Below are 24,009 nucleotides of genomic sequence, written 5' to 3'. Positions count from 1 at the left end.
GGTGCGGGGTCTGCTTCGAACAGCCCCGTGCAACTGTTCAGGTTGATGGTTCACCGGTGGGAAGGGACCGGGCCATGCCACGGCCTGTCCGAAAGGACGACCAGGATCCACTCGGTCTCCTTCCCACTTCAACCATACACCGAAACCAACACACAGGATCCTCGGGTCAAGCCCGAGGATGACGAAGGTAGGGCTACCCCCGCTCGGCCTGCAGCCGATTATAATCATGCAGCGTGCGGCTCAGTCTTCGGCGCAGGAAGTTCGAGATGTTGTCGAAGATGAAAACGACGAGCAGCGTCAAGAGCACCATGTAGAAGACGTTGGCCCAGTTCGAATTGGTGCGCATCGCTTCCCACAGCTTCAGGCCGATGCCGCCGGCGCCGACGGCGCCGATGATGGTGGCGCCGCGGGTGTTGGATTCCCACTGGTAGAGCGTCTGGCTGATGAAGACCGGCACCACTTCCGGCAGCACGCCGTAGCGTTGCACCAAAATCTCGTTGGCGCCGGTCGAGAGCACGCCTTCGCGCGGCTTGTCGTCGATGTTCTCAAGCGCCTCCGAATAGGTTTTGCCAAGCGTGCCGATCTCGGTGAAGAAGATCGCAGCGCTGCCGGCCAGCGGTCCGGGGCCGAAGGCGCGGGTGAAGAACAGCGCCCAGATCAGCATGTCGACCGAGCGCATGAAATCGAAGAAGCGCTTCAGCACCTGGCTCAGAACGCCGGTCGGCGTGATGTTGCGGGCGGCGAAGAAGGCGAGCGGGAAGGCGACGATGCCGCCGAGCAATGTGCCGAGGAAGGCCATGACGATGGTCTGCAGCAGCTTCGTCCAGACATCGCCGTGCTGCCACTGCGCGTTGTTCCAGAAATTGTCGGCGGCCAGAGCAAGGTTCGATGTGCCGGGCTTGAGTTCCGGCCCGGAGACGATCAGCGAGATGACCTCGCCATATGATTTGCCGAAGAAAGGCGAGCGCGTGTCGAAGACGAAGTTGGCCCAGCCGAGAAAGCGCTTGCGGATCTTGACGCGGTCGACTGTGACGCGCACCTCGCCGACAAAGCCAAGCTTGGCGACGACCTCGTCGTCATGGACCGTCACCCAGTCGGGTACCGGACCCGTGATCATCGGCTTGCCGCCGGTCAGCGATATCGGCACGGTCACGCCGTTGGCCGTGATCGTCGCCCTGGTCTTGTCGAAGGTGACGGATTTGGCGCTGCCGTCGATCTGCACGGTGTAAGTGCCGTCGGGATTCTTGATCACCCAGTCCGGGTTGGGGTTTTCGCCGAGCGCGGAGAAGCGCGGGTATTTCGGCGTGATCTCGGGCTGGTCGAGACGGAACTCCGGCTGCAGGTCGTAGCTGATCCATTGCGACAGGAAGAGCGGCAGGCGCTCCCAATGCGACTCGCGCAGCACCTGCGGCAGGCTGAAGAACCACAAGGCATAGCCAAGATAGAGCACTGTGCCGGCGATGAGCAGCAGCGGCCAGAAGCGCTTGTAGGCCGGCCGCTGGAAGATCTGTGGATGACGGTTTTCGATCGCGCTGACTTCGTCGACAGTCATAGCCATATCAGGCGCTCATCAGAAATGCCTGCTCGCCGACAAGCTTGCGGCGTAGCCAGGCGGAGAACTGGTCGACGAGGATGATGGTGATGAAGAGCAGGAGCACCAGCGCCAGCGTCTTGGCGCCGAAGCCGCGCGAGATGGCAAGTTTCAATTCCTCGCCGATGCCGCCGCCGCCGCCGACCGCGCCCATGATGGTCGAGATGCGCACATTGATCTCGATTCTCAGCAGCGTGTAGGACATGAAATTGGGCAGCACCTGCGGCAGGTCGGCAAAGCGCACGCGCTCGAACCAGTTGGCGCCGACGGCGCGCAGGCCTTCCTCCGGGCGCATGTCGATGTTCTCGTTGATCTCATAGAACAGCTTGCCCAGCGCGCCGATCGAATGCAGGCCGATGGCGATGATGGCGGCGACGGGGCCGATCGAGACGATGGCCGCGAACAGGCCGGCAATAACGATCTCTGGGAAGGCGCGCAGCAATTCCATGAAGCGCTTGACGACGAGCCGCAGGGCCGGGCTCGGCGTCAGGTTGCGCGCGCCGATGAAGGAGAATGGAACGGCGAAGACGAAGCCGATGAAGGTCGAGACCAGCGCCACGTTCACCGTGGTCAGCATCAGCTCGAAATATTCGGGGATGTAGAAGCCGCCCCAGACATAGACGCGGCCGAGCGGGAAGTTGAATTCCTGCGTGCCCTTGTCGCTGGGCGAAGCGATGTCGAACAGCGCCCGCCAGACATCGTTCCAATCCTTCGGGATCAGCCAGCTCAGGAAATCGAGGATATGCGGCAGGCGGTCGAAGAAGTGGCCGGCATTGGCCTCGTCGGCGAACCACATGGTCGCGAACATGGCGACAAGCAGCAGGCCGACGCCAAGCGCGGTGTAGAAGCGGCGCAGCGATGTCTGGCGCCGCCAGGCGTCGGCCTGCTGGCGGGTGGCGTCGGAATGAAGTGTCGCTGATGTCATGATCGGGACATGCAAAAAGGGCGGCGCCGACGCATCGGCCCGAAAATCGAAGTCCGATTTTCGGAGAGTCCGATGCGGCAATCCAAAGTGCCAAAGCGTACTTTGTGCGTCCAAGTGGACGCACGTCGCTTTGGTGAGCGCCGCCCTTTTCCTGATGCCTTTAGCCGCCGATAGCGGCTTTGCGGGCTTCGACGATGACGTTGTAGAAGTCCGGCTTCACGGGCACGTAGCCGGTGAAGTCGCCGCCTTCGACGCCTTCGAAGCAGGCCTTGTCCTTGGCCGGCAGGGCGGTGAAGAAGGCGGTGAGCTTGGCGGTCATGTCGTCGCCCAGCGCGGTGCGGACAACCAGCGGACCGTTCGGGATCAGGCCCGAGCGCCACACTTCGACGAAGTCGTTCGGGTCGACGGCGCCCTTGGCGACTTCCTTGTGGAAGGTGCCGGAAGTGTAGCCGTTCTTGAAGTCGCCGATGCCCGAGGAATCGTCCACGGCAACGTCGACTTTGCCGTCGCGCACGGCCAGCACGTTGTTCTCATGGCCGCCGTTGAACTGGGTCGAGGCGAAATAAGTCTCGTTGGAAGCGCCGGTGTCCTTCGGAATCTGGGTCAGCGGGATCAGATAGCCCGAGGTCGAGTCCGGATCGGCATAGCCGAGCTTCTTGCCCTTGGCCGACTTGATGTCGGTGATGCCGGAGGTCTTCAGCGCCAGGCCAACCGAATAATAGCCCGTCGAGCCATCGGTCTGCTGGGTGGTCAGGATCGGAGTGACGGCCTTCGGGTCCTTCAGATAGACGCTGGCGTAGCCGGACGCGCCGAGCTCGGCGAAGTCGAGCGTGCCGCCGAGCAGGCCCTGGATGACGCCGTCATAGTCGGCGGCCGGGAACAGCGACACCTTCTCGAAGCCGAATTCCGACTTCAGGTGATCGGCGAGGCACTGATAGTTGCGCAGACGGTCGGTCTCATTCTCGCCGCCGAGGATGCCGACGCGGAATTCCTTGATATCAGCGGCGTGCGCGGCACTGGCCGCCATGGCGAGCAGCGAAACCGCTCCAAAAACCATCTTCCTGAACATTTGCTCTCTCTCTCTCCTGTTGTTCCGGCTGCGCGCCGGCGGCGTTCTGATTTTTCAAGTCTTGCCTTTGACGCTGGCGGGCGATCCGGGTTGCTCTGCCGAAATCCACGATTTGCCCGGACCGGCTGGGGTCGGGGCGATGGACTCAGTAGCCAGGGAAGGCGGGCTCGAGCGGTCCGGCGGATGCGGTGATCTTCGGCCTGACGGTCACGCTGGTCGACGTGATTGCCTCGGAAATCTCGGCGCCGCTGGCATCGGCGCCGTAGACGGTGCGCACGGCGTCGCGGTCGAGGTCTTCCGGGGCGCCGTCGAAGACGACCTTGCCGGCGGCCATGCCGATGATGCGGTTGCAATAGGCGCGCGCGGTGTCCAGCGTGTGCAGATTGGTGACGACAGTGATGCCTTCGCGCAGATTGATGTCGCGCAGCGAATCCATCACCACCTTGGCGTTGAGCGGGTCGAGCGAGGCGATCGGCTCGTCGGCCAGAAGCACCTTGGGCTGCTGCATCATGGCGCGGGCGATCGCGACACGCTGCTGCTGGCCGCCCGACAGCGTGCCGGCCGGCTGCAGCGCGGTGCGGGCGATGTCGAGGCGCTCGAGCGCGGCCACCGCCTCGGCGCATTCGATACGCGTGAACATGCCGAGCAGGTTGGAAACCGTCGAGCGGTGGTTGAGGCGGCCGAGCAGCACGTTGGTCAAGACGTCGAGGCGCGGCACGAGGTTGAACTGCTGGAAGATCATGGCGCAGTCGCGCTGCCAGCGGCGCAGCGGCGAGCCCCGCAGAGAGGAGACCTCGGCGTCGTCGAAAAAAATCGACCCCTGGCTGGGATCGATGAGACGATTGATCATGCGCAAAAGCGTCGACTTGCCGGCGCCGGAGCGGCCGATGATGCCGACCATCTGCCCGCGCGGGATCGAGATGTTGATGTCGCTGACAGCGGTGTTCTTGCCAAATCGTCGGGTTACGCCGCGGATTTCGAGCGTGGCCGATGATGCTGACATACCAAAACTCCAGTCCGTCGCGGTTGCAGGTCTGTTAGCTCTCGCTAGCGCAGCCCGATGAAGCTGGGGTGTCGGATTGATGTCAGTTTTGTTACGAGTCACAGGCTTGGAGATTCAGCCAAGCACCAGCAACTCCTCGAAATGCTTCATATCCTTGAAGCTGCAGAAGGCCGGCGGCTTGAGCTCGATCACCGGAGCTTCGCGCCCGAGGAACGACAGGCAGTCATCGAACAGGTCCCGCCAGGCCGCGGCCCGCTCGTCGGCGAGGCGGCGGATCTGGTAGGCAAAGGTGATGTGGAAGACGTAGGTGTCGTGGTCCGGATGACGGTAGCCGAACGGCACGGACAGGGCGTCGCGCCATCTGCGCAGGATGGCTTCATCCTCCTCGAAGGCGCCGGCAACGGTGAGGCCGTTCGGGGTGATGCCGATGGTCCTGACGCGGAAGGGCGGGCAAGGCTGAAATCCGTCCAGCCGCTTCAGATAAAGGCGAGTCATATCGTCGATGCTGGTGTCGAGGGGCACGTCGACGGGCCAGTATGGAAGGCGGCGCCGGTATTCGATGATGCCCTGGAACAGGGTCATGTGCAGGCTGGAGATCGGCGTGAAGGCCAGGCGGTCGGCATCAGGCATGGCGCGGATGCGCTCGCGCACTTCGATGATTGCGGCTGCCGATGGCGAGCCCTGGACGAGGTGGCTGACGACCGTATTGCCCGGCTCGACGAGAAAATTGCCGGCCCTGTCGTAGCGGGTGTCGAGATGCACCGGAGGCATCGGGTTGGTGCCTTCGAAAAAGAAGGCAAGCGACTGTTTTGCTTTGTCGAGCATGGCGATCTCCTTGGGGAAATCGCCTCCTGTCCGAGTCGTGTGTCAAGGATGTGAACCTTGGCAAACATTGGACGATTGAAATCCAACCAACCGGTCGCACTAGCAGTTAAGGCAGCCCAACCGGGAAATGAAGGCCAACACGTAGAGTATTGCACCTCCTGCAGCGGCCAGACCCAGCCCAAGAACTATCAAGACAATGGACGATACTCGGTCTGAATGGCCCCAACGGTTTATCTGGCTCCGAACGAGCCAAATACCCAAGAAAACGAGCGCCAACCCAATGCAGGCCGGTATGTACAGTATAGCCAAAAGTTAATCTCCTTCCGTGCAATCGGTTTAGGAGATATTTGCTATCGCGGGATTAACTGCCGCACAAATCCGCTGCGTAGCTAGGGGGGGATCAGCCATACTTCTCCAGGAACGCCCCGGCCGACAGCTCTCGAAAATCGTCGAGCGCGGCGCGCAGCCTTGCATGGTCCCAGTCCCACCAGGCTAAAGCCTGGTAGCGCTCGGCGGTGCGGCGGTCGAAGCGCTCGCGGATCGGTTTCGCCGGCACGCCGCCGACGATGGTGTAGGGCGCGACGTCCTTCGACACCACCGCGCCGGCGCCGACGGCCGCGCCGTCGCCGACGGTGACGCCCGGCAGGATGGTCGAGCCGTGGCCGAGCCAGGTGTCGTGGCCGATGGTGACCCGCCTCGCGCGGCGCTGAGCGAAGAACTCGCTTTCGTGCTCGGCATCGTCCCAATAATCCGACGCGCGATAGGTGAAGTGATGCAGCGTCGGCCGCGAGACCGGGTGGTTCGTGGCGTTGATGCGCACGCTCGCCGCGATATTGGAGAACTTGCCGATGGTGGCGCACCAGACGGCGCAATCCTGCATCATGTAGGAATAGTCGCCAAGCTCGCATTCGGCGACGCGGCTGCGCTCGGCGATTTCGGTCCAGCGGCCGAGGGTCGAGTTTTCAACCTGCGCCGTCGGATGGATCAGCGGCGCCTCCGAAAGTTTTTTGCTCATGCGGCGATCTTTCCGGCGGCGAAGGCGGTGACATCGATGACGCGATCGGCGACCGCGTCGCGTACGTCGAGGTCATGGAAGATGCCGAGCAGGGCGACGCCCGCCGCCTTCTTCGCTGCGATGAGCTCGACCACGACGTCGCGGTTCCTGGCGTCAAGCGAAGCGGTCGGCTCGTCGAGCAGCAGGATCGGATGCTCGGTGATGAAGCCGCGCGCGATGTTGACGCGCTGCTGCTCGCCGCCCGAGAAGGTCGCCGGCGGCAGCGCCCAGAGCTTTTCCGGCAGGTTCAGTTGCGCAAGCAAGGCGCGCGCTTTCTCACGCGCCGCATCCTTGTCCTCGCCGCGCTCGACGAGCGGTTCGGCGACGACGTCGAGCGCCGAGACGCGCGGCACGGTACGCAGGAACTGGCTGACATAGCCGATCGTGTGGCGGCGCACGGAAAGCACGGTGCGCGGGCTGGCGGAGGCGAGGTCGATCAACCCGCCGCCATGCTGGACGATGATCTGGCCTTCATCGACGGCATAGTTGCCGTAGAGCATCTTCAGGATCGAGCTTTTTCCCGCACCCGACGGGCCGCCGAGCACGGCGCATTCGCCGGCGCGGATCGAGAAGGAGACGCCCGCCACCACCGGCAGCGTGACGCCGTCGCGCAGATGCATGGTGAAGCTTTTGGCGACATCGGAGACAACGAGCGGCGTAGCCATCATCACACCTGCAAAATCGAAGACACGAGCAACTGCGTATACGGCGCGCGCGGATCGTCGAGCACGCGGTCGGTGAGGCCGCTTTCGACGACGCGGCCGTCCTTCATCACCATCATGCGCTGCGACAAAAGCCGCGCCACGGCGAGGTCGTGGGTGACGACAACCGCGGCCAGCCCGAGATCGGTGACCAGCCCGCGCAACAGATCGAGCAGACGCGCCTGCACCGAGACGTCGAGGCCGCCGGTAGGCTCGTCCATGAAGACGAGCCGCGGTCCTGTCACCAGGTTGCGGGCGATCTGCAGGCGCTGGCGCATGCCGCCGGAAAAGGCGCGGGGCTCGTCGTCGATCCGGTCCTCGTCGATCTCGACGCGCGACAGCCAGTCGACGGCGGTGGCGCGGATCCTGCCATAGTGGCGGTCGCCCACCGCCATCAGCCGCTCGCCGACATTGGCGCCGGCCGACACCGTCATGCGCAACCCGTCGGCCGGGTTCTGATGGACAAAACCCCAGTCGGTGCGCATCAGGAAGCGGCGCTCGGCCTCGCTCATGCGGTAGAGCTCGCGCCACTGGCCATCGCGCATGCGATAGCTGGCGGTGCCGGAGGAGGGCAGCAGCCTGGTCGACAGGCAGTTGAGCAGCGTCGTCTTGCCGGAACCGGATTCGCCGACAACAGCCAGCACCTCGCCCGGCCAGAGATCGAAGGTGACGTTCTCGCAGCCGACGCGCGAGCCGTAGAATTTGGAGAGCGCCGAGACGCGCAGCAGCGGTTCGTCGGTCATTCGGCCGGCTCCATTTTTCTAGAAGCAGAATGGGTCTCGGGGGCAAGGTGGCCATGATGCCCATCGGCGCGTCGCTTCTCACAGTGGTCGGTGTCGGAGCAGACGAACATGTGGCCGCCATGGTCGTCGAGGATGACCTCGTCGAGATAGACATTCTCGGCGCCGCAGAGCGCGCAGGGCTGGTCGAAGGTCTGCACCTCGAAGGGATGGTCCTCGAAGTCGAGGCTGACGACGTCGGTGAAAGGCGGCACCGCGTAGATGCGCTTTTCGCGGCCGGCGCCGAACAATTGCAAAGCCGGCGAACGATGCATCTTCGGATTGTCGAATTTCGGCGTCGGCGACGGGTCCATCACGTAACGGCCCTCGACCTTGACCGGATAGGCGTAAGTGGTGGCGATGCGGCCGTGCTTAGCGATGTCCTCGTAGAGCTTCACATGCATGAGGCCGTATTCCTCCAGCGCATGCATCTTGCGCGTTTCGGTCTCGCGCGGCTCGAGGAAGCGTAGCGGCTCGGGGATCGGCACCTGGAAGACCAGCACCTGTCCCGCGTTGAGCGGATGTTCCGGGATGCGGTGGCGGGTCTGGATGATCGTCGCCTTCGCGGTCTCTGTGGTGACGTCGACCTTGGCGACCTTCTTGAAGAAGGCGCGAATCGAGACGGCGTTGGTGGTGTCGTCGGCGCCCTGGTCGATGACTTTCAGCACGTCGTCGGGACCGATGATCGAGGCGGTGACCTGCACGCCGCCGGTACCCCAGCCGTAAGGCATCGGCATCTCGCGCGAGGCGAAAGGCACCTGGTAGCCGGGAATGGCGATACCCTTCAGGATCGCCCGGCGGATCATCCGCTTGGTCTGCTCGTCGAGATAGGCGAAGTTGTAGGTGGCGATGTCGGTCATGGCGATCACGCTGACTCTGTGGTAGGAGTTTGGCACCCAAGACTCGGGAGCAGGCCCACATGGACTCTACCGGTTGGTTGCATCTTGCAGTGCTGTTGCTGGTGTTCGCCGGCGTTGCGGCCTTTGCGATGCGGAAGATGTTTCTCCCTGCGCCAAAGGAGCCCCCGCACGGCGAGACCGTTGCCGGTGCCAGTGGTTACGGCTCGGGCGGCGGCTCGTTCGATAGCGGCGGCGGACATTCCGGTAGCGGGCACTGAACTCATTCCGCCGCCTCCCGCTTCTCCTCGGCGGCCCTGTCCTCGTTTTCCCGTGCTTCGTATTCTGCGCGCATGCAGCGGACAAGGCCGAGCTCGGCCTGGAAGTCGACATAGTGCGGCAGCTTCAGGTGCTCGACGAAGCCGGTCGCCTGGACATTGTCGGAATGTGAGATGACGAATTCCTCGTCCTGCGCGGCGGCGACGACATCCTCGCCGAGTTCGCTCGCGCGCAGGGCACGGTCGCAGAGCGCCATCGCCATCGCCTTGCGCTCGCTCTGGCCGAAGACCAGGCCGTAGCCGCGCGTGAACTGCGGGGGCGCCTTGGCCGAGCCTTTGAACTGGTTGACCATCTGGCATTCGGTCACGCGGATCGAGCCGAGCGGCACGGCGAAGGGCAGTTCCGGCACGTCGAGCTCGAGCTCGACCTCGCCGATGCGGATCTCCCCGACGAAGGGATGGTTGCGGGCGTAGCCGCGCTGCGTCGAATAGCCGAGCGCCAGCAGGAAGCCTTCGTCGCCGCGCGACAGTGCCTGGAGGCGGATGTCGCGCGCCATCGGGAACTGCAGCGGCTCGCGGGTGATGTCGCCGGACACATGGTCCAGCGGCATGTCGCCATCGGCCTCGATCAGGCCTTCATGGGCGAGGATCGCCGAAACGCGCGGCATGGCCTCCGGCTCGACCGGGCGCTGCGCCGGCGTCTCGACCTCGGCGCCGGCGGCAAGCTCCGGATCGAGCAGGCGGTGGGTGTAGTCGAAGGTCGGGCCGAGCACCTGGCCGCCCGGCAAGTCCTTGTAGGTGGCCGAGATACGACGCTCGACCTGCATGGCGCCGGTATCGACCGGATTGGTGTAGCCGAAGCGCGGCAGGGTGGTGCGGTAGGCACGCACCAGGAAGATCGCCTCGATCATGTCGCCGCGCGCCTGGACAACGGCGAGAGCCGCAAGCTCACGATCGTAGAGCGAGCCTTCGCTCATCACCCGGTCGACGCCGAGCGCCAGTTGCTCGACGATCTGGTCGAGGCGCAGCGCCGGCACCGCGCGGTCGCCGCGGCGGCGGTCGGCAAGCAGGCGGTGCGCGTTGGCAATGGCGGCTTCGCCGCCTTTCACCGCGACATACATGTCACGCCTCCATCGTCTTGATGCGAGTGGTGCGCGGCAGGCAGGCGAGGCTGCCCGGCGCTGCCAGGATGATGTCGACGCCGCGCGGGAAACGCTGGTTGTTCTGCTTCCACTGCTCGACGAAATGGCGCGGCATGCCCGGAGGCGCGATCATTGACGTCTTTTCAATGCCGGGTCCTTCGAGCAGCAGCGACGGGCCTGAGGCGAGGTCGTCAACCAGGAGGATCAGCGTCGTCGAGCGATCGGGATATTCCTGCGTGCCTTGCGCAAAACCGTCGAGCGCCGCCATCTCCTTCGGATTGGCGATCAGGGCGAAATGCGCGTCGGCCGGCGTGTTGGCCAAGGGCGCGCCGGTGTGGAAGCCGAGCCAGGCCTTGACCGAAGCTTCCGCCTGCAGCGGCGGGTCAAGCCAGAGCGGCGTGTCGTTGTCGCAGAGCGAGAGCGCCACGGCGCCGGCGGTCGCCGACAATGGCCCCGGCGGGCGGGCGAGCGGCGGCAGGTTCTGGATGGTGCCCGGGCGCGCCATCGCGTCCATGATGGCGCGGAACACGGTCTGGGCGTTGAAGACCGGCTCGGCGAAGCCGCCGTTGATCGATTGCGTGGCGATATCCATCAGTCCTCTCCGCGCACCATGGTGAAGAAATCCACTTTCGTTGCCGCCGTCTCGACACGTCGGGTCTCGCGCGCCGCGTCGAGCGCCGCGCGCAAAGGCGCGGCGAGCTTCGTCTCGACTGCTTCACGTTGCGCCGGGTCCTGCCACAGCGCGTCGGCGATCGCGGCGAGCCTGGCCTTGTCCTTGTCGCGGCCGAGCGCATAGGAGTGGCCGACCTGGCCGGACGGCAGCCGCACCGTGGCGCGGGTGACCGTTGCCTCGCCGACATTGAAGGGCGCGCCACCGCCGCCGATCCGCCCGCGCACCGTCACCAATCCGGTTTCGGGTCCGCGCAAGAGCTCGGCCTCGGAGGGCAGGCCCGCGTCGTTCCACAGGCGCGCGATCTCATCGGCTTCGGCATGCGCCAGCGTCGCCATCAAGGCGTTCCGCCCGGCCTGCTCGCGCGCTTCCTGTCCTCGCATGACATTGCTCCTTGCCTGCGTAGAATTTGTCTATTGATATAGACAACTATACAAATTATACTTATCTCGTAACGGGAGTCCATGACGGGTGGATGACAACCCGGGAAAAATGCTTGGGGGCGATGGGTGACCGGACTGGCGAGCAGCATCGAAAGGCGTAACGGCGTGTCGCTGTGGCGGCAGATCGCCGACCGGATCCTGCAGGGGATCGCGAGCGGCGATTTTGCTGAGAATGCGGCGCTGCCGCCGGAAATAGCACTGGCCGAGCGCTACGGCGTCAACCGCCATACGGTGCGCAGCGCCATTGCGGCACTTGTGCAGGAAGGCGTGCTCAGGGCCGAGCAGGGCCGCGGCACCTTCGTCCTGTCGCGCAAGCGGCTGTCCTATCCGATCGGCGCGCGCACGCGCTTCTCGACCGGGCTGCAGGGGCAGACGAGCGAGCGGCATATTGCGCTCCTGTCGTCGTCGACGGAGCCGGCCAGCCGGCGCATCGCCGAGGCGCTGGGCCTTGCCAAGGGCGCGGCCGTCATCCGCCTGGAGACGCGCGGCGAGGCCGATGGTCATGCGGTGTCACGCGCCACGACCTGGTTCGACGCCAAGCGCTTCGCCGGCATAGAGATGGCAATGGCGGAAACGGGGTCGATCACCGCCTCGCTGAAGCGCTTCGGCATCAATGACTATCTGCGGCATTCGACCGTGCTGTCGGCTCGCCACGCCGATGCCGACGATCTTGCCGATCTCGATCTGCAGCCCGGCGCCATCGTGCTGGTCACTGTCGCCGTCAACGTCACGCTCGACGGCCAGCCGATCCAGTTCGCGGAATCGAGGTTCCCGGCGGAACGAGTGGAACTGAGGCTGTCGGCCGGCGATTAGCTAGCCGCGCTCAGCCGACTTCGATCACCGCCTTGATCAGCCCCGACTTCTCATGCGTCCATCTGGCGAGGTCGAGCGGCGTCCCGGCAAGCGTGGTTCGATGGGTGACGAGCTTATCCAGCGGCACGGCGCCGTTGCGGATCGAAGCGGCGACATGCTCGAAATCGGCCTTCAGCGCGTTGCGGCTGCCGACCAGCGTCATCTCGCGCTTGTGGAATTCGGGGTCGGAGAAGGTGATGTCGTCCTTGACGACGCTGACCAGCACCAGCGTGCCGCCATGCGCGACATGGGCGAATGCCGACTGCACCGATGCCGTGTTGCCGGTCGCGTCGAAGACGAGGTCGAAGCCTTCGCCGCCGGTTGCCTGCCGCACCAGTTCGGCAGCCGATGCCTTCGAGGTGTCGAGCGGGGCAAAGCCGAGTTCCTTTTCAGCGAAGCCGAGGCGCTCGCTGCTCATGTCGAGCAGGCTGACATCGAGTCCGGCGATGCGCGCGAAGATCGCCGTGCCCAGCCCGATCGGGCCGGCGCCGATGACCAGCGTGCGCTGGCCCGGCGTTCCGAGCGATCGGCGCACGGCGTGCGCGCCGATCGCCAGGAATTCCACCGCAGCGGCATCGGCCAGCGACAGGCCGTTTGTCGGATAAAGATTCTGCGCCGGCACCAGGATCTCGTCGCACATGGCGCCGTCGCGATGAACGCCCAGCACCTCGATCTTCACGCAGCAATTCGGTTTGCTGTGCCGACAGGCGATGCATTTGCCGCATGAAAGATAGGGGTTGATGACGACCGGTTCGCCAACGGCAAGATCGACGCCTTCCCCCTTTTCGACGATGGTGCCGGAAACCTCATGGCCCATGATGCGCGGATAGGCGAGGAAGGGATGCTTGCCTTCGAAGATGTGGTAGTCGGTGCCGCAGATGCCGACATGGCTGACCGCGACGCGCGCCCAACCTGATGGTGGCGCGCCTGGATCGACGCGGTCTTCGAGGACAAGGTCGCCGGGCGAGCGGCAGACGACGGCTTTCATGGGCAATTCCAGTATTCAAAAAAGGCGCCGGTCCCTCGGTTGAGCGGACCGGCGTCAGGTCAGGGAGGATTCACTTGCCGCGACGGCGCAGGCCGTCGAAGTAGACGATGACGATGATCAGCAGGCCGGTGATGATGCGCTGCCAGAAGGCATTGACGTTGAGCAGGTTGGCGCCGTTGTTGATGGTGGCGAGGATGAAGGCGCCGAGCAGCGGCCCGTGCACCGAACCCACCGCGCCGAACAGCGAGGTGCCGCCGATCACCGACGAGGCGATCGCCTGGAGCTCCCAGCCCTCGGCCTGCGTCGGATTGCCGATGCCTATGCGCGAGGCGAGCAGCACCCCGACGAAGGCCGCGCACAGGCCGGACAGCGTATAGGCCATATAGATGGTGCGCTGCACGTTGACGCCGGACAGGCGCGAGGCCTCGGCATTGGAGCCGACCGAGAACAGATAGCGGCCCCAGCGGCTGTGATGCAGGAAGATGTAGGCCGGGATGCCGACCAGGATCACCATCCAGAACAGGTTGGGGATGCCGACGAAGGAGTTGCGCGAGAATTCCTGGAAGGCGTCGTTGTTGATCGAGATCGAATTGCCGTTAGTCATCAGCAGGCCGATGCCGCGCAGCGATGTCAGCGTCGCCAGCGTGATGATGAAGGGCGGCAGGCCCATCTTGACGATGCCAAAACCGTGGAACAGGCCGATGGCAACACCGACCAGCAGTGTGATCAGGATGGCGGCGAAGACCGGCACGCCGGCATTGATCAGCATGGCTGCGATGACCGTCGAGAAGCCGACGACCGCGCCGACGGAAAGATCGATGCCGCCGGTGATGATGACGAAGGTCTGGCCGACCGCCAGGATGGCGATCATCGAACCCTGACGCAAAAGGTTCGAGATGTTGTTGGCCGAGGCAAAGCTCGTCGTCGCCAGCGACAGGATCACCCACAGCAGGACTAGCAGCGCCAGCAGCGTCAGCCCGAACAGGGCGTTGTAATTTCGCTTCGGCCGTTCGGCGGCGATAGCCTCGGTGCTCATGTCTGACCTCCCTGTTTTTCTTGTTTCTCGGCGAGCGCCTGCGTGAGGATTTCCTCGTGATCGGCGGTGCGGAAGCCATGCGTGGCGACCAGCTTGCCGCGCCGGAACACATGCAGCGTGTCGGCAAGCTCGTAGACTTCCGGCAGATAGGACGAGATCAGAATGATGCCGGCGCCTTTCGACAGAAGCGCGCTGAACAGGCGGTAGATCTCGGCCTTGGTGCCGACGTCGACGCCGACCGTCGGCTCATCGAAGATGAACAGCTTGGCGCCATGCGCCAGCCATTTGCCGATGACGATCTTCTGCTGGTTGCCGCCGGACAGGCTGGAGGCGAGTGCGCTGCGCGTCGGCGTCTTGATGCGCAGGTCGGCGATCTGGCGGTCGGCCTCGGCCTTTTCCTTGGCGCCGGAGATCAGCATGTTGCTGGAGATGCGTTTGTAGATCGGCAGGTTCAGGTTCATGCCGACCGGCAGATTGAGGCACAGGCCCTGGTCGCGGCGGCTTTCCGGGGCCAGCGCCATGCCGAGGCGGATGGCGTCGTGCTCGGAATTTACCTGAACCTCCTTGCCCTCCCACAGGATCTGGCCGGCCGATTTCTTGTGGCGGCCGTAGAGCGTGGTGACGAACTCGCTGCGGCCGGCGCCGATCAGGCCGTAGAGGCCGACGATCTCGCCGGCGCGGACAGTCACCGAGACATTCTCGAAACCTTTGCCGGAGAGGTTCTTCGTCTCGACGATCGTGGCGCCGGGGGTGAAATGCTCCTTGTGGTAGATCTGCTCGATCGAGCGGTTGATCATCAGCTTGACCAGCTCCGGCTCGTTGGTCTCGGCGATGTTGCGGGTGCCCACCAGCGTGCCGTCGCGCAGCACAGAGACGCGGTCGGCGAGCTCGAATACTTCCTCCATGCGGTGGCTGATATAGATGATGGTGACGCCTTCGCCCTTCAGCCGGCGGATCAGCTTGAACAGCTGGTCTGCCTCCTTGCGGGTGAGGTAGGCGGTCGGCTCGTCGAAGATCAGGAATTTTGTGCCGCGCACGGTGGCTCTAGCTGCGGCGATCAGCTGCTGCTGGCCGATGGTGAGATCGCCGAGCACAACATGCGCCGGCAGGTCGAAGCCGAGGCCGTTGATGATCTTCTGCGCGTCCTTGACCATGGCGCGCTGCTGCAGGAGGCCGAAGCGGGACTCCTCCTCGCCGAGGAACATATTGGCGGCGACGGTGAGATGGCGGCACAGCACCACCTCCTGGTGCACGGCGTTGATGCCGAGCGCCATCGCCTCGTGCGGGGTAGCCAAAGCCACGGGCTGGCCTTCCCAGATGACCTCGCCCGAGGTGCGCGGCATGACGCCGGTCAGAAGCTTGATGAGGGTGGATTTGCCGGCGCCGTTCTCGCCGACGATGGCATGGATCTCACCCGCCTTGAAGGCAAGGTGCACGGGCTTCAGCGCATGCGTGCCGGGATAGCGCTTCTCCAACCCGTTGAGTTCGAGGATCGTCCTTCCCGGCTGCAGCGTTGGGGCCGGGTGCAGTTCCTGCGCCGTCGACGTCATGACAATCCTCCCAGATTGGTCTCGACCATTGGGTATGCGGCGATGCGTCTTCAGGTGCGCATCTTGATTGGCAAGGTAAGGCAAGTTCAGGCAATTCCGAACGGAAAATCGCTAGGCACTCTTCCTGGAAGTGCTTGGGCCGTCGAATTTCCAAGCCGCCCCGCCCAGGGGATGTTTCCGGGGCGAGACCGCCCCGGAAACGGATAAGTCACGATGCTCAGTTGAGCTTCGGATTGAGCAGGGCGTCGATCTTCGGGTCCTTCATGTTCGCCTTGGTGACGAGGTTCGCGCCGGTATCGACATTTGCTTCGACCTTCTCGCCCTTCGAAGCGGCCAGAGCGGTCTTGATGCCGTCATAGCCCATCCGGTACGGATCCTGGACGACGAGGCCGGAGATGACGCCGTCGTTGAGGAACTTGATCAGCTTCTCGTCGCTGTCGAAGCCGATCAGGCCCACCTTGCCGGCAAGGTTGTTCTCGGCGATCGCCTGACCGACGCCCTGGGCCATGATCAGGTTGGAGGCGAAGATGCCCTTGAGGTCCGGATTGGCGGTGATCAGGTCGGTGGCGATGTTGAGGCCGGTTGTGGCCTGGCCGTCGGCATATTTGTCGGCGACCAGCTCGAGGCCGGGATATTTGGCCTTGATCTGTTCGATGAAGCCCTGCTTGCGCTGCTCGAGCGAGCCGGCGCCGGGAAGGGCCGTGATCAGCGCGACCTTGCCTTCCACCTTGCCGCCATTGGCGGCACCGATGGCAGCGGCGAGACCGTCAGCGGCGACGCGGCCGCCCTGGACGTTGTCGGTGGTGAGGAAGGAGGTGAAGGCCTTGGAGTCGGCGCCGGAGTCGATGCCGATGACCTTGACCTTGGAAGCCGCCTCATCGATCGGCTTGCCGAGCGCCTTGAACTCGGTCGGCGAGATGACGACGGCGGCGGGGTTGCTGGCGACGGCGTTCTCGAGGATCGAGATCTGGCCGTTGACGTCGGTCTCGGCCTGGGCGCCGAGTTCCGGCACGTTGATGCCGAGGTCCTTGCCGGCCTTGCGGGCACCGGCCAGCACGATCTGCCAGTAGAAGGAGGTGGTGTCCTTGACGATGATCGGAATGGTCACGTCGGCCGCCGAGGCGGGCGCGGAATGCATCGCGCCGGCAAGCATCGACGCTGCGGCCAAGGCCACGAAAGCACGGCGGTTGAGAAGGCTGGTCACGAATTTCATTAGGTTCCTCCCTAAGTCGCCTGGTGAAGGTTTCGGAAGCTCCATCTGGATAGGCGCGGCCCAAACAGAACTTTATCAATAAAAAACAGATGCCGTTTTTTGATAGTGCATCGTCATGACCGATGCAAGCGGTCTCTGGTGCCTTTTGCGTGATGCGGGGTGAGATTTGTTCGGCCCCGCCGGTCCTCCCACGCAGCACAAGGATGCTTCCGTTCCTCCTTATCGGGATGGAACATTAATTTCATGCTTGTGTCAATATGGAATATCTATTCCATATTGAGGTTGCACCATTGCAAGGCCCGATTCCTCCCCGTCGACGGCGCTTCTGTTGCGATAGTGCGTGCGAACTAAAGCGTCGCGCCGAGATGCCAGGGCACGAATTCGTTGTCGCCGTAGCCGAACGCCTCGCTCTTGGTCTTGCGGCCGGACGCCGTCTCGATGATCAGCTCGAAGATCTCGCGGCCCATGCCGGCAATGGTCTTCTCGCCCGAGGCGATGACGCCGCAATTGACGTCCATGTCCTCCTCCATCTGGTGGTACATGGTCGAGTTGGTCGCGACCTTGATCGACGGCGTCGGCCGGCAGCCGAAGCAGGAGCCGCGGCCGGTGGTGAAGACGATGACATTGGCGCCGCCCGCCACCTGACCGGTGGCCGAGACCGGGTCGTAGCCGGGCGTGTCCATGAACACCAGGCCGTGGCCCGAAACCTTCTCGGCATAGCCGAAGACGCCATTGAGCGGCGTCTGGCCGCCCTTGGCGACTGCGCCCAGAGATTTTTCCAGGATCGTGGTCAGGCCGCCGCGCTTGTTGCCGGGCGAGGGGTTGTTGTCGATCGAGGCGCCGTGCTTGGCGGTATGCTCCTCCCACCACTTCACAAAGCCGTCGAGCTTGGCGGCGATCTCGGGCGAAGCGGCGCGGTAGGCGAGCAGATGCTCGGCGCCGTAGATCTCGGTTGTTTCCGACAGGATGCCGATGCCGCCGACACCGGCCAGGATGTCGACAGCCGCGCCCAATGCCGGGTTGGCGGTGATGCCCGACATGCCGTCCGAGCCACCGCATTGCAGGCCGACGACGATCTCGCTGACCGGGATGGGCTCGCGCTTGAGGTGGCCGACTTCCTCGGCGATCTCGGTGAGCACGCCCATCGCCTTCTCGACCGATTTGCGCGAGCCGCCGGCCTCCTGGATGTTGAAATGGCGTTTTCCGGCGGCCACGCCCTTCTGACCGTAGAGGGTGAGCTGGTTGACCTCGCAGCCGAGCCCCACCATCATCACGCCGCCGAAATTCGGATGGCGAGCATAGCCCGCCAGCGTGCGGTGCAGGACCATCATGCCGTCACCGGTGCCGCTCATGCCGCAGCCCTGGCCATGCACGATCGGAACGAAGCCGTCGATGCCGGGATATTTCGGCAGGATCGTGCGGTTGGCCTCGTCGGCAATGGCGTGGCAGACGGTGGCCGAACAATTGACGCTGGCGATGATGCCGATGAAGTTGCGCGTGCCGGCGCGCCCGTCGGCGCGGCGATAGCCCATGAAGGTGCGCTTGCGGTCGGCTTCGGTGGCGTGCTCGGCCTCGCTCGGAGGAACCACCGGCAGGCGGCCGCTCTCGAAGACCAGATTGTGCGAATGAACGTGCTCGCCGGGCGCGATATCCTGCGTGGCGCGGCCGATCGCCTGCGCGTATTTCACCACCGCTTCACCCGCCGCGATCGGCTTGATCGCAACCTTGTGCCCTGGCTCGATCACCGCGATCGCGGTGGCGCCGCCCGGCAGCGCCGTGCCGATCTCGATGCGGCCGTTGGCGACCGCGACATTGTCGGCGGGGGAAAGAAGAATGGTGTTTGCGGGGTTCACGAGCGGCTGTCCTGGGTCATCCTGGGAATGCGGGCGGATTGACATGCGCCCGTTTGGGGGTAATGTCTTTTATCGTGAAAAAACATTTTTGCGTCAATTGTTTTTTCATCAGCGGCGGCTGGCGCCCTTTGTTCGATGCGCAGCCGCCCGTTTGGCAAGCCGGCGAAAAACGATTCCGCTTTTCGGGGCCGTGCGCTAGGAGGCACCGATCATATCGCGCTTCCAGCCGTCCGCCGCAAGCGTTGGGGGTACAGGCATGTCGAAGAGCAACAACGTCTACAAGGACGCGTTCAACCGCTGCCTGCGGTTGCTCGACGAGACCCAAAGCCTGCCGTCGGAGCCGGAACTCGGCACGCTGCTCGGTGTCAGCCGCACCACCGTGCGCAGCATCCTTTCGCGCATGGAAGAGACCGGGCTGATCGCCTGGAACAAGCGCAACAAGACGGTGCTCAGGGCGCCGCGGCCGGAGGATTTCTTCCCCGAGGAAGAGACGGACTCGCTGGCCGAGATCATCGAGCGCTCCTTCATGCGCAGGCTGCTTGCCGGCGGAGCCGAGGCCGGCATGCAGATCAACGAGCTGGAGCTGGCGCGCGAGATCGGGGTGGGCACCACCAGCGTGCGCGAATTCCTGATCCGCTTCTCGCGCTTCGGGCTGATCGAGAAGCGGCGCAACAGCCATTGGGTGCTGAAGGGTTTCACGCGCGCCTTCGCGCTGGAGCTGACCGAAATCCGCGAGATGTTCGAGCTGCGTTCGGCGGCGGCCTTCGCCGCGCTGCCGCACGACAGCGCGGTGTGGGCCGATCTCGATCGGCTGGAGGTCGAACATCGCCAGCTCGCCAGCGATATCGCCACGCGCTTCAACGAGTTCTCCGAGCTAGACGAGCGTTTCCACCGGCTGATCCACCGCGCATCGCACAACCGTTTCATCGTCGACTTCTATGACGTGATCGCGATGATCTTCCACTACCATTATCAGTGGAATAAGGCCGAGGAGCGCCAGCGCAACGAAGTCGCGATCCAGGAGCATCTCGCCTATATCGCGGCGTTGAAGTCGCGCGATCCCGCCAAGGTGGACACCGCCTGCCGCAAGCACCTGAAGTCGGCGCGCCAGACGCTGCTGAGCTCGATTCCCGAAGGACGCCAGGCGCAGCCCGCCGCCGGCACGTTATCGGCCACATTTGTCCGGGCATGAACGGGTATGGCGCCGCGTTGCCGCAGCGCGGTTTTGCCGATTTTCCCGCCTTATCGTCCGTGTTACGGTCGATCGAATTTCCGGGAGAGGCTTTCCGTTGCATATCCGGCTGAGACGATGGAGCATGCCGGCCGCGTTCGTCGCGGCGCTGCTCCTGTTGCTTCAGTCGTCGCTCGGCGCCTTCGCCTTTGGCGCGCCGTCGCAGCTCGATGCCTTCGGCAACGTCATCTGCACGTATGAAGGGGCCGTAAAGCTACCCGGCGGCGATCCGGACCAGCAGCATATGCCGGCCTGCTGCTCGCTCGGCTGCAGCATGATTTCGCCGGCGCATCTGCCGCCGGACGCAGCCGCGCTGGCCGGAACCCGACTTTTCGAGGCGGTCGCCTTCCAGCTTCCGGCCTTCCGGCACCGGGATTTCGCCCGCGACCGTTCTCCGGCCAATCCGCGCGCGCCGCCGGCAATGGTCTGATCCGCGGAACCTTCCGCGGACCAATTCATCCAAAGATCAGACCGTTCGCGGCCGCAAAGGCGGCGTGATCCTCATATTCATGGAGCAACCATGTCCAATCTTCTTCCCAAGGCGCAAACCTCCGTCCTTCGCGGCGCGCCGTTCCATTTCCAGCAGCGCGTCGGCCTTGCCGTGCTCAGCCTTCTTCTTCTCCTGGCCTGCGTTCCCTTCGCCATCGCGCATGAATTCAAGATCGGCGATCTCGAGATCGAGCATCCCTGGTCGCGGGCGACGCCGCCAGGCGCCAAGGTGGCCGGCGGCTATTTCACCGTGGTCAATAAGGGCAGCGCGCCCGACCGGCTGCTGTCGATTTCCTCCGACATCTCCGACAAGGCCGAGCTGCATGAGATGGGCGTCAAGGATGGCGTCATGACCATGCGGCCGGTCGAGGGCGGGTTGGAGATCCCGGCCGGCGGCAAGGTCGCGCTGAAGCCTGGCGCCTACCACCTGATGTTCACCGGCCTGAAGCGGCAGCCGAAGCAGGGCGAGAAATTCCCGGCGACGCTGACCTTCGAGAAGGCCGGCAGCGTCAAAGTCGAGTTTGCCGTCGAAGGCATGGGCGAGACGGGCAGTGGCGATATGGACATGGATCACGCAGAGTGATCCGGGCATCGTTGAAGACATGAACCGGGCGTTGGCGCGCTCACTGCGTCATCGCTCCCTCGAAGTGATAGGATGAGCCCAATTCTCCTGCTGTCGACTGCTTCCCAGGACGGCTCTCGTACCAAACTGCTCGCGGGCGGCCTGGTCGGAATTTTCGTGCTGATCGCCGTGCTGATCCTGCCCGGCCGCGCCTTGGCGCATGCGGCTCTGGTCGCGACCGACCCGGCCGACGGTGCCGTGCTGGCGCAAAGTCCGGCGCAGTTTTCGCTGACCTTCAGCGAACCCGTCTCGCCGCTGGTCCTGACCCTTGTGCGGCCGGACGGCTCGCGGCTTGCGCTGACATCCTTTCGCCTCAACGACCGGACGGTCGAGATCGACAATCCCGAGGTGCTCAAATCGGGCACACATGTGCTGAGCTGGCGGGTGGTGTCGGTCGACGGCCATCCGGTCGGTGGTTCGGCGCTGTTTTCGATCGGTGCGCCAAGTGCGGCACCGATCGCGGGCGAAGCCGTGGACTGGACGCTGCGCGCGGCGATCTGGGCCGCCAGGCTGTTTTTCTATGCCGGCCTCTTCCTTGGCGGCGGCGGCGCGTTCGCGCTCGCCTGGCTGGCCGGGGACGGGCGCTTCGGCCAGCGCTTTGTCGCGGCGGCGCTGCTTTTGGGTCTCGTCGCGGCGCCGGTGTCGCTCGGCCTGCAGGGGCTGGATGGGCTTGGCGCGCCCCTTGCCTGGTTTACATCGCCGACCGTCTGGAGGACGGCGGTTGACACGAGCTTCGTCTGGACAGTGCTGATCGGCCTGATCGCGCTTGGTATCGCTCTGCTGTCGCTCGCCGGGCCGGCAGGTCTTCGCAAGCTGTCGGCAAGTGCGGCGCTGCTTGGTGTCGGCGCAGCCCTTGCCGCCAGCGGCCACGCCAGCGCCGCCGAACCGCAATGGCTGACGCGGCCGCTGGTGTTCCTGCATGGCACGGCAATCGCCTTCTGGGCCGGTTCGCTGGCGCCGCTCGGCCTGGCTTTGCGGCGAGAGCCGGCGGAAGCAAAAGTCTTCCTGCGGCGCTTCTCCCGCGCGATCCTGCCGGTCGTCATCGTGCTTGCCGCGAGCGGCATCGTGCTGGCGATCATCCAGATGCAGGAGCCGGCGGCGCTGATCAACACGTCCTATGGCCGGCTGCTGCTGTTGAAGCTGGCGCTGCTGCTTTTCGTGTTCACGCTTGCCGCGGTCAATCGCTGGACGCTGACGGCGCCAGCCCAGGCGGGCGACACGGAGGTGCAGCGACGGCTGGTGCGCTCGATCGGCATCGAGGTGGTGATCGTGCTTGCCATCTTCGGCGTCGCCGCCGGCTGGCGCTTCACCCCGCCGCCACGCGCGCTGGCGATCGCCGCCGCACAGCCGGTGTCGATCCACATCCACACGCTGGAAGCGATGGCCGATCTCAGCATCACGCCTGGACATGCCGGCGAGGTCGCCGCTTCAATGGTGATCATGACCGGCGATTTCGGACCGTTGGATGCCAAGCAGGTGACGCTGGTGCTGTCGAAGCCGGATTCCGGCATCGAGCCGATCAAGCGGCCGGCGACGAAACCCGGCGACGGCACCTGGCGCGTCGACAATCTCGTCATCCCAATTCCCGGTCGCTGGAACGCGAGGCTTGATATTCTCGTTTCCGACTTTGAGATGGTGATGATCGAGGCGCCAATCGACATCCGCGCGGACTAGGCTTTCACAGGATGGCTTCTTAACGAAGAATGGGTGGAGTCCTAGCGTGAATATACCAGATGGCTATGTTTTCGTTTTCTGCATAAGCTGCAGATCGCCTTGTACGGTTTGTTGGCTTTATTAATGCATTGAGATGTTGGGGATCGGGCAATGCTGCGGAACGGCGATAGGGGCTGTGTCCATGAAGGACAGGAAACTCCCGTGAAGATCGAGGCTTTCGCGTTCACACGCTGCAATGCACTCGACGACAAGGTGCTTCTATAGTGTCCAAAATTGTCCCTGACGATGCGCCACGGATTTCGTTCGCGGGCGGGGCCGCCGTATCAACCCGATCTATAGCGAAAGTGTGTTGCGGTCTTCTGGTCTTTTTTCTTGTCTGTGGATGCGATCTCACAGGCAAATCAAGCTTGATGCAGCCAAGTTTGACCCGCGAGCAGCGTCTGAAGTTTGCCAGAGACTCCTACTACAAAGACCAATGCAAAAAGCAGTGGGCGGTGCTTTGGCCCTTGGCGCGAGAAGGCGATGGCGAAGCCCTTTCAGAGCTGGCCTCCGAACTTGGGCAGAGCCTCGAGCTTCCTACCTCGGATAATGTCAAAGGTGAACCGGGAGATAGGTCATTTGCCAACGTGCTTGTCATGACGATCTACGCCGCGACAGCGTCAAAATATCCTGACAAGCGTAATCTCTACTACATCTTTGACCCTGCTGTGTGGAACAAGGGCGATGTAACGGTCGTGTCCATTCGCTCCGGCCGGATCAGTTATAGCTCAATCAAGGCTCCTCCGCCGGTTTCAATAACAAAGTTGGAAAATTGCCTTTCCCAGGCAAACACCTGGAATGCTGGTGACAGATGCGTCGCCCAGGCCTTCGAATTGAGGCTCATTCCACGCTTTTCCGAGTACAGCAAAGCCATGGACGCAGTCCTGGCCACGTACCGCCCGGAGAGCTGCATTCCTTGTCCCTGGTAAGAGGACGGTACCCAATGTCAGAACGTAATTTGACCGGCGGGGAAGTCGTGATGGGCCGCTCCGTCTAGGGAGATGCAATCGACTATGACAAAGTGCTTGTAACAGATGAAGTGCGGAATGGCCTTCCAGAACTCTTTGGGCTATTAGGCGACAGAAATCGACCACCGAAGCGTTGCGGTGATCCGCGACGACAGTGAGACGGTTGACGTGGCGCGAA

Annotated in this window: 24 protein-coding genes; 7 read left to right on the top strand and 17 right to left on the bottom strand. The window is 63.9% G+C overall.

From position 1 onward, the window contains the following. Positions 1 to 193: 193 nt before the first annotated feature. The 9 genes from phnE (EN852_RS03495) to EN852_RS03455 all read right to left on the bottom strand — a co-directional run bounded on the left by phnE (EN852_RS03495) (position 194) and on the right by EN852_RS03455 (position 8,807). Positions 194 to 1,552 (bottom strand): phosphonate ABC transporter, permease protein PhnE, encoded by a 1,359-nt coding sequence (gene phnE / locus EN852_RS03495; RefSeq protein WP_189545693.1) that lies wholly within the window; start codon positions 1,550 to 1,552, stop codon positions 194 to 196. A 7-nt stretch (positions 1,553 to 1,559) separates the two neighbouring features. After that, positions 1,560 to 2,516, bottom strand: a complete 957-nt coding sequence (gene phnE, locus EN852_RS03490) for a phosphonate ABC transporter, permease protein PhnE (RefSeq protein ID WP_127874912.1) — start codon at positions 2,514 to 2,516, stop codon at positions 1,560 to 1,562. 160 nt (positions 2,517 to 2,676) lie between these two features. Beyond that, positions 2,677 to 3,585 carry a phosphonate ABC transporter substrate-binding protein gene (gene phnD / locus EN852_RS03485; RefSeq protein ID WP_127868323.1) on the bottom strand — a complete coding sequence of 303 codons (909 nt, stop codon included), beginning with the start codon at positions 3,583 to 3,585 and terminating at the stop codon, positions 2,677 to 2,679. Between the two features lie 145 nt (positions 3,586 to 3,730). After that, positions 3,731 to 4,588 carry a phosphonate ABC transporter ATP-binding protein gene (gene phnC, locus EN852_RS03480; RefSeq protein ID WP_127874911.1) on the bottom strand — a complete coding sequence of 286 codons (858 nt, stop codon included), beginning with the start codon at positions 4,586 to 4,588 and terminating at the stop codon, positions 3,731 to 3,733. A 114-nt stretch (positions 4,589 to 4,702) separates the two neighbouring features. Continuing rightward, the gene (locus EN852_RS03475) at positions 4,703 to 5,413 is read right to left on the bottom strand and encodes a DUF1868 domain-containing protein (RefSeq protein ID WP_127874910.1); all 711 of its coding nucleotides are present in this window, start codon (positions 5,411 to 5,413) and stop codon (positions 4,703 to 4,705) included. A 400-nt stretch (positions 5,414 to 5,813) separates the two neighbouring features. Continuing rightward, the gene (locus EN852_RS03470) at positions 5,814 to 6,428 is read right to left on the bottom strand and encodes a DapH/DapD/GlmU-related protein (protein ID WP_127874909.1); all 615 of its coding nucleotides are present in this window, start codon (positions 6,426 to 6,428) and stop codon (positions 5,814 to 5,816) included. Next, the gene (gene phnL / locus EN852_RS03465) at positions 6,425 to 7,132 is read right to left on the bottom strand and encodes a phosphonate C-P lyase system protein PhnL (protein ID WP_127874908.1); all 708 of its coding nucleotides are present in this window, start codon (positions 7,130 to 7,132) and stop codon (positions 6,425 to 6,427) included. Before phnL ends, EN852_RS03470 begins: the two co-directional genes overlap by 4 nt. A gap of 2 nt (positions 7,133 to 7,134) precedes the next feature. Continuing rightward, the gene (gene phnK / locus EN852_RS03460) at positions 7,135 to 7,911 is read right to left on the bottom strand and encodes a phosphonate C-P lyase system protein PhnK (protein WP_127868328.1); all 777 of its coding nucleotides are present in this window, start codon (positions 7,909 to 7,911) and stop codon (positions 7,135 to 7,137) included. Beyond that, positions 7,908 to 8,807 (bottom strand): alpha-D-ribose 1-methylphosphonate 5-phosphate C-P-lyase PhnJ, encoded by a 900-nt coding sequence (locus EN852_RS03455; RefSeq protein ID WP_127874907.1) that lies wholly within the window; start codon positions 8,805 to 8,807, stop codon positions 7,908 to 7,910. The genes phnK and EN852_RS03455 overlap by 4 nt, the downstream gene beginning before the upstream one ends. A gap of 59 nt (positions 8,808 to 8,866) precedes the next feature. On the opposite strand from EN852_RS03455, the gene EN852_RS03450 reads away from it, so the two are divergent. Beyond that, on the top strand, positions 8,867 to 9,064 hold the full coding sequence (locus EN852_RS03450) for a hypothetical protein (RefSeq protein ID WP_127874906.1): 198 nt from the start codon (positions 8,867 to 8,869) through the stop codon (positions 9,062 to 9,064). Between the two features lie 2 nt (positions 9,065 to 9,066). Here the strand turns inward: EN852_RS03450 and EN852_RS03445 are convergent, their stop codons facing one another. The 3 genes from EN852_RS03445 to phnG are packed head-to-tail and all read right to left on the bottom strand — an operon-like array spanning position 9,067 to position 11,256. Continuing rightward, on the bottom strand, positions 9,067 to 10,182 hold the full coding sequence (locus tag EN852_RS03445; protein WP_127874905.1) for a carbon-phosphorus lyase complex subunit PhnI: 1,116 nt from the start codon (positions 10,180 to 10,182) through the stop codon (positions 9,067 to 9,069). 1 nt (position 10,183) lies between these two features. After that, positions 10,184 to 10,795, bottom strand: a complete 612-nt coding sequence (gene phnH, locus EN852_RS03440; RefSeq protein ID WP_127874904.1) for a phosphonate C-P lyase system protein PhnH — start codon at positions 10,793 to 10,795, stop codon at positions 10,184 to 10,186. Continuing rightward, positions 10,795 to 11,256, bottom strand: coding sequence for a phosphonate C-P lyase system protein PhnG (phnG, locus tag EN852_RS03435; protein ID WP_127874903.1), 462 nt, complete (start codon positions 11,254 to 11,256; stop codon positions 10,795 to 10,797). Before phnG ends, phnH begins: the two co-directional genes overlap by 1 nt. A 135-nt stretch (positions 11,257 to 11,391) precedes the next feature. Between phnG and phnF the strand changes: the two genes are divergently transcribed. Further along, positions 11,392 to 12,129 carry a phosphonate metabolism transcriptional regulator PhnF gene (gene phnF / locus EN852_RS03430; protein WP_189545691.1) on the top strand — a complete coding sequence of 246 codons (738 nt, stop codon included), beginning with the start codon at positions 11,392 to 11,394 and terminating at the stop codon, positions 12,127 to 12,129. A gap of 10 nt (positions 12,130 to 12,139) precedes the next feature. Here the strand turns inward: phnF and EN852_RS03425 are convergent, their stop codons facing one another. From EN852_RS03425 to EN852_RS03405, 5 genes are all read right to left on the bottom strand, one after another. Further along, positions 12,140 to 13,156: a zinc-binding alcohol dehydrogenase family protein gene (locus EN852_RS03425; RefSeq protein WP_127874901.1), complete on the bottom strand. Its 1,017-nt coding sequence runs from the start codon at positions 13,154 to 13,156 to the stop codon at positions 12,140 to 12,142. Positions 13,157 to 13,226: 70 nt separating this feature from the next. Then, on the bottom strand, positions 13,227 to 14,192 hold the full coding sequence (locus tag EN852_RS03420) for an ABC transporter permease (RefSeq protein WP_112126321.1): 966 nt from the start codon (positions 14,190 to 14,192) through the stop codon (positions 13,227 to 13,229). Then, a complete protein-coding gene (locus tag EN852_RS03415) occupies positions 14,189 to 15,742 on the bottom strand; it encodes a sugar ABC transporter ATP-binding protein (protein WP_127874900.1) in 1,554 nt (517 codons plus the stop codon). The genes EN852_RS03420 and EN852_RS03415 overlap by 4 nt, the downstream gene beginning before the upstream one ends. Positions 15,743 to 15,959: 217 nt before the next feature. Then, a complete protein-coding gene (locus EN852_RS03410) occupies positions 15,960 to 16,955 on the bottom strand; it encodes an ABC transporter substrate-binding protein (RefSeq protein WP_095819433.1) in 996 nt (331 codons plus the stop codon). A gap of 347 nt (positions 16,956 to 17,302) precedes the next feature. Continuing rightward, the gene (locus tag EN852_RS03405) at positions 17,303 to 18,808 is read right to left on the bottom strand and encodes an altronate dehydratase family protein (RefSeq protein WP_127874899.1); all 1,506 of its coding nucleotides are present in this window, start codon (positions 18,806 to 18,808) and stop codon (positions 17,303 to 17,305) included. 256 nt (positions 18,809 to 19,064) lie between these two features. Between EN852_RS03405 and EN852_RS03400 the strand changes: the two genes are divergently transcribed. The 5 genes from EN852_RS03400 to EN852_RS03380 all read left to right on the top strand — a co-directional run bounded on the left by EN852_RS03400 (position 19,065) and on the right by EN852_RS03380 (position 23,792). Beyond that, positions 19,065 to 20,000, top strand: coding sequence for a GntR family transcriptional regulator (locus EN852_RS03400; RefSeq protein WP_127874898.1), 936 nt, complete (start codon positions 19,065 to 19,067; stop codon positions 19,998 to 20,000). Positions 20,001 to 20,124: 124 nt separating this feature from the next. Further along, positions 20,125 to 20,469, top strand: a complete 345-nt coding sequence (locus EN852_RS03395) for a hypothetical protein (protein WP_127874897.1) — start codon at positions 20,125 to 20,127, stop codon at positions 20,467 to 20,469. Between the two features lie 90 nt (positions 20,470 to 20,559). Then, positions 20,560 to 21,111 (top strand): copper chaperone PCu(A)C, encoded by a 552-nt coding sequence (locus tag EN852_RS03390; protein ID WP_127868340.1) that lies wholly within the window; start codon positions 20,560 to 20,562, stop codon positions 21,109 to 21,111. A 72-nt stretch (positions 21,112 to 21,183) separates the two neighbouring features. Next, the gene (locus EN852_RS03385) at positions 21,184 to 22,824 is read left to right on the top strand and encodes a copper resistance CopC/CopD family protein (protein WP_127874896.1); all 1,641 of its coding nucleotides are present in this window, start codon (positions 21,184 to 21,186) and stop codon (positions 22,822 to 22,824) included. A 422-nt stretch (positions 22,825 to 23,246) separates the two neighbouring features. Further along, complete coding sequence (locus EN852_RS03380; protein ID WP_135879533.1) at positions 23,247 to 23,792, top strand: hypothetical protein; 546 nt, start codon at positions 23,247 to 23,249, stop codon at positions 23,790 to 23,792. Positions 23,793 to 24,009 lie beyond the last annotated feature (217 nt).

The sequence above is a fragment of the Mesorhizobium sp. M2E.F.Ca.ET.209.01.1.1 genome (genome assembly GCF_004010375.2).
Lineage (GTDB): Bacteria > Pseudomonadota > Alphaproteobacteria > Rhizobiales > Rhizobiaceae > Mesorhizobium.
Note: the sequence above shows the minus strand (reverse complement) of the source record. Positions and strands in the feature narration are given on the sequence as shown.

What these genes read in the sequence shown, in the direction of transcription:
- phnE (WP_189545693.1), bottom strand. Translation starts at nt 1,552, where the DNA reads ATGACTGTCGACGAAGTCAGCGCGATCGAAAACCGTCATCCACAGATC.
- EN852_RS03390 (WP_127868340.1), top strand. Translation starts at nt 20,560, where the DNA reads ATGTCCAATCTTCTTCCCAAGGCGCAAACCTCCGTCCTTCGCGGCGCG.
- phnD (WP_127868323.1), bottom strand. Translation starts at nt 3,585, where the DNA reads ATGTTCAGGAAGATGGTTTTTGGAGCGGTTTCGCTGCTCGCCATGGCG.
- phnH (WP_127874904.1), bottom strand. Translation starts at nt 10,795, where the DNA reads ATGGATATCGCCACGCAATCGATCAACGGCGGCTTCGCCGAGCCGGTC.
- phnG (WP_127874903.1), bottom strand. Translation starts at nt 11,256, where the DNA reads ATGCGAGGACAGGAAGCGCGCGAGCAGGCCGGGCGGAACGCCTTGATG.
- EN852_RS03385 (WP_127874896.1), top strand. Translation starts at nt 21,184, where the DNA reads ATGAGCCCAATTCTCCTGCTGTCGACTGCTTCCCAGGACGGCTCTCGT.
- EN852_RS03400 (WP_127874898.1), top strand. Translation starts at nt 19,065, where the DNA reads ATGTCGAAGAGCAACAACGTCTACAAGGACGCGTTCAACCGCTGCCTG.
- phnE (WP_127874912.1), bottom strand. Translation starts at nt 2,516, where the DNA reads ATGACATCAGCGACACTTCATTCCGACGCCACCCGCCAGCAGGCCGAC.
- phnK (WP_127868328.1), bottom strand. Translation starts at nt 7,911, where the DNA reads ATGACCGACGAACCGCTGCTGCGCGTCTCGGCGCTCTCCAAATTCTAC.
- EN852_RS03470 (WP_127874909.1), bottom strand. Translation starts at nt 6,428, where the DNA reads ATGAGCAAAAAACTTTCGGAGGCGCCGCTGATCCATCCGACGGCGCAG.
- EN852_RS03475 (WP_127874910.1), bottom strand. Translation starts at nt 5,413, where the DNA reads ATGCTCGACAAAGCAAAACAGTCGCTTGCCTTCTTTTTCGAAGGCACC.
- EN852_RS03395 (WP_127874897.1), top strand. Translation starts at nt 20,125, where the DNA reads ATGCCGGCCGCGTTCGTCGCGGCGCTGCTCCTGTTGCTTCAGTCGTCG.
- EN852_RS03410 (WP_095819433.1), bottom strand. Translation starts at nt 16,955, where the DNA reads ATGAAATTCGTGACCAGCCTTCTCAACCGCCGTGCTTTCGTGGCCTTG.
- phnL (WP_127874908.1), bottom strand. Translation starts at nt 7,132, where the DNA reads ATGGCTACGCCGCTCGTTGTCTCCGATGTCGCCAAAAGCTTCACCATG.
- EN852_RS03415 (WP_127874900.1), bottom strand. Translation starts at nt 15,742, where the DNA reads ATGACGTCGACGGCGCAGGAACTGCACCCGGCCCCAACGCTGCAGCCG.
- EN852_RS03445 (WP_127874905.1), bottom strand. Translation starts at nt 10,182, where the DNA reads ATGTATGTCGCGGTGAAAGGCGGCGAAGCCGCCATTGCCAACGCGCAC.
- phnC (WP_127874911.1), bottom strand. Translation starts at nt 4,588, where the DNA reads ATGTCAGCATCATCGGCCACGCTCGAAATCCGCGGCGTAACCCGACGA.
- EN852_RS03455 (WP_127874907.1), bottom strand. Translation starts at nt 8,807, where the DNA reads ATGACCGACATCGCCACCTACAACTTCGCCTATCTCGACGAGCAGACC.
- EN852_RS03420 (WP_112126321.1), bottom strand. Translation starts at nt 14,192, where the DNA reads ATGAGCACCGAGGCTATCGCCGCCGAACGGCCGAAGCGAAATTACAAC.
- EN852_RS03450 (WP_127874906.1), top strand. Translation starts at nt 8,867, where the DNA reads ATGGACTCTACCGGTTGGTTGCATCTTGCAGTGCTGTTGCTGGTGTTC.
- EN852_RS03425 (WP_127874901.1), bottom strand. Translation starts at nt 13,156, where the DNA reads ATGAAAGCCGTCGTCTGCCGCTCGCCCGGCGACCTTGTCCTCGAAGAC.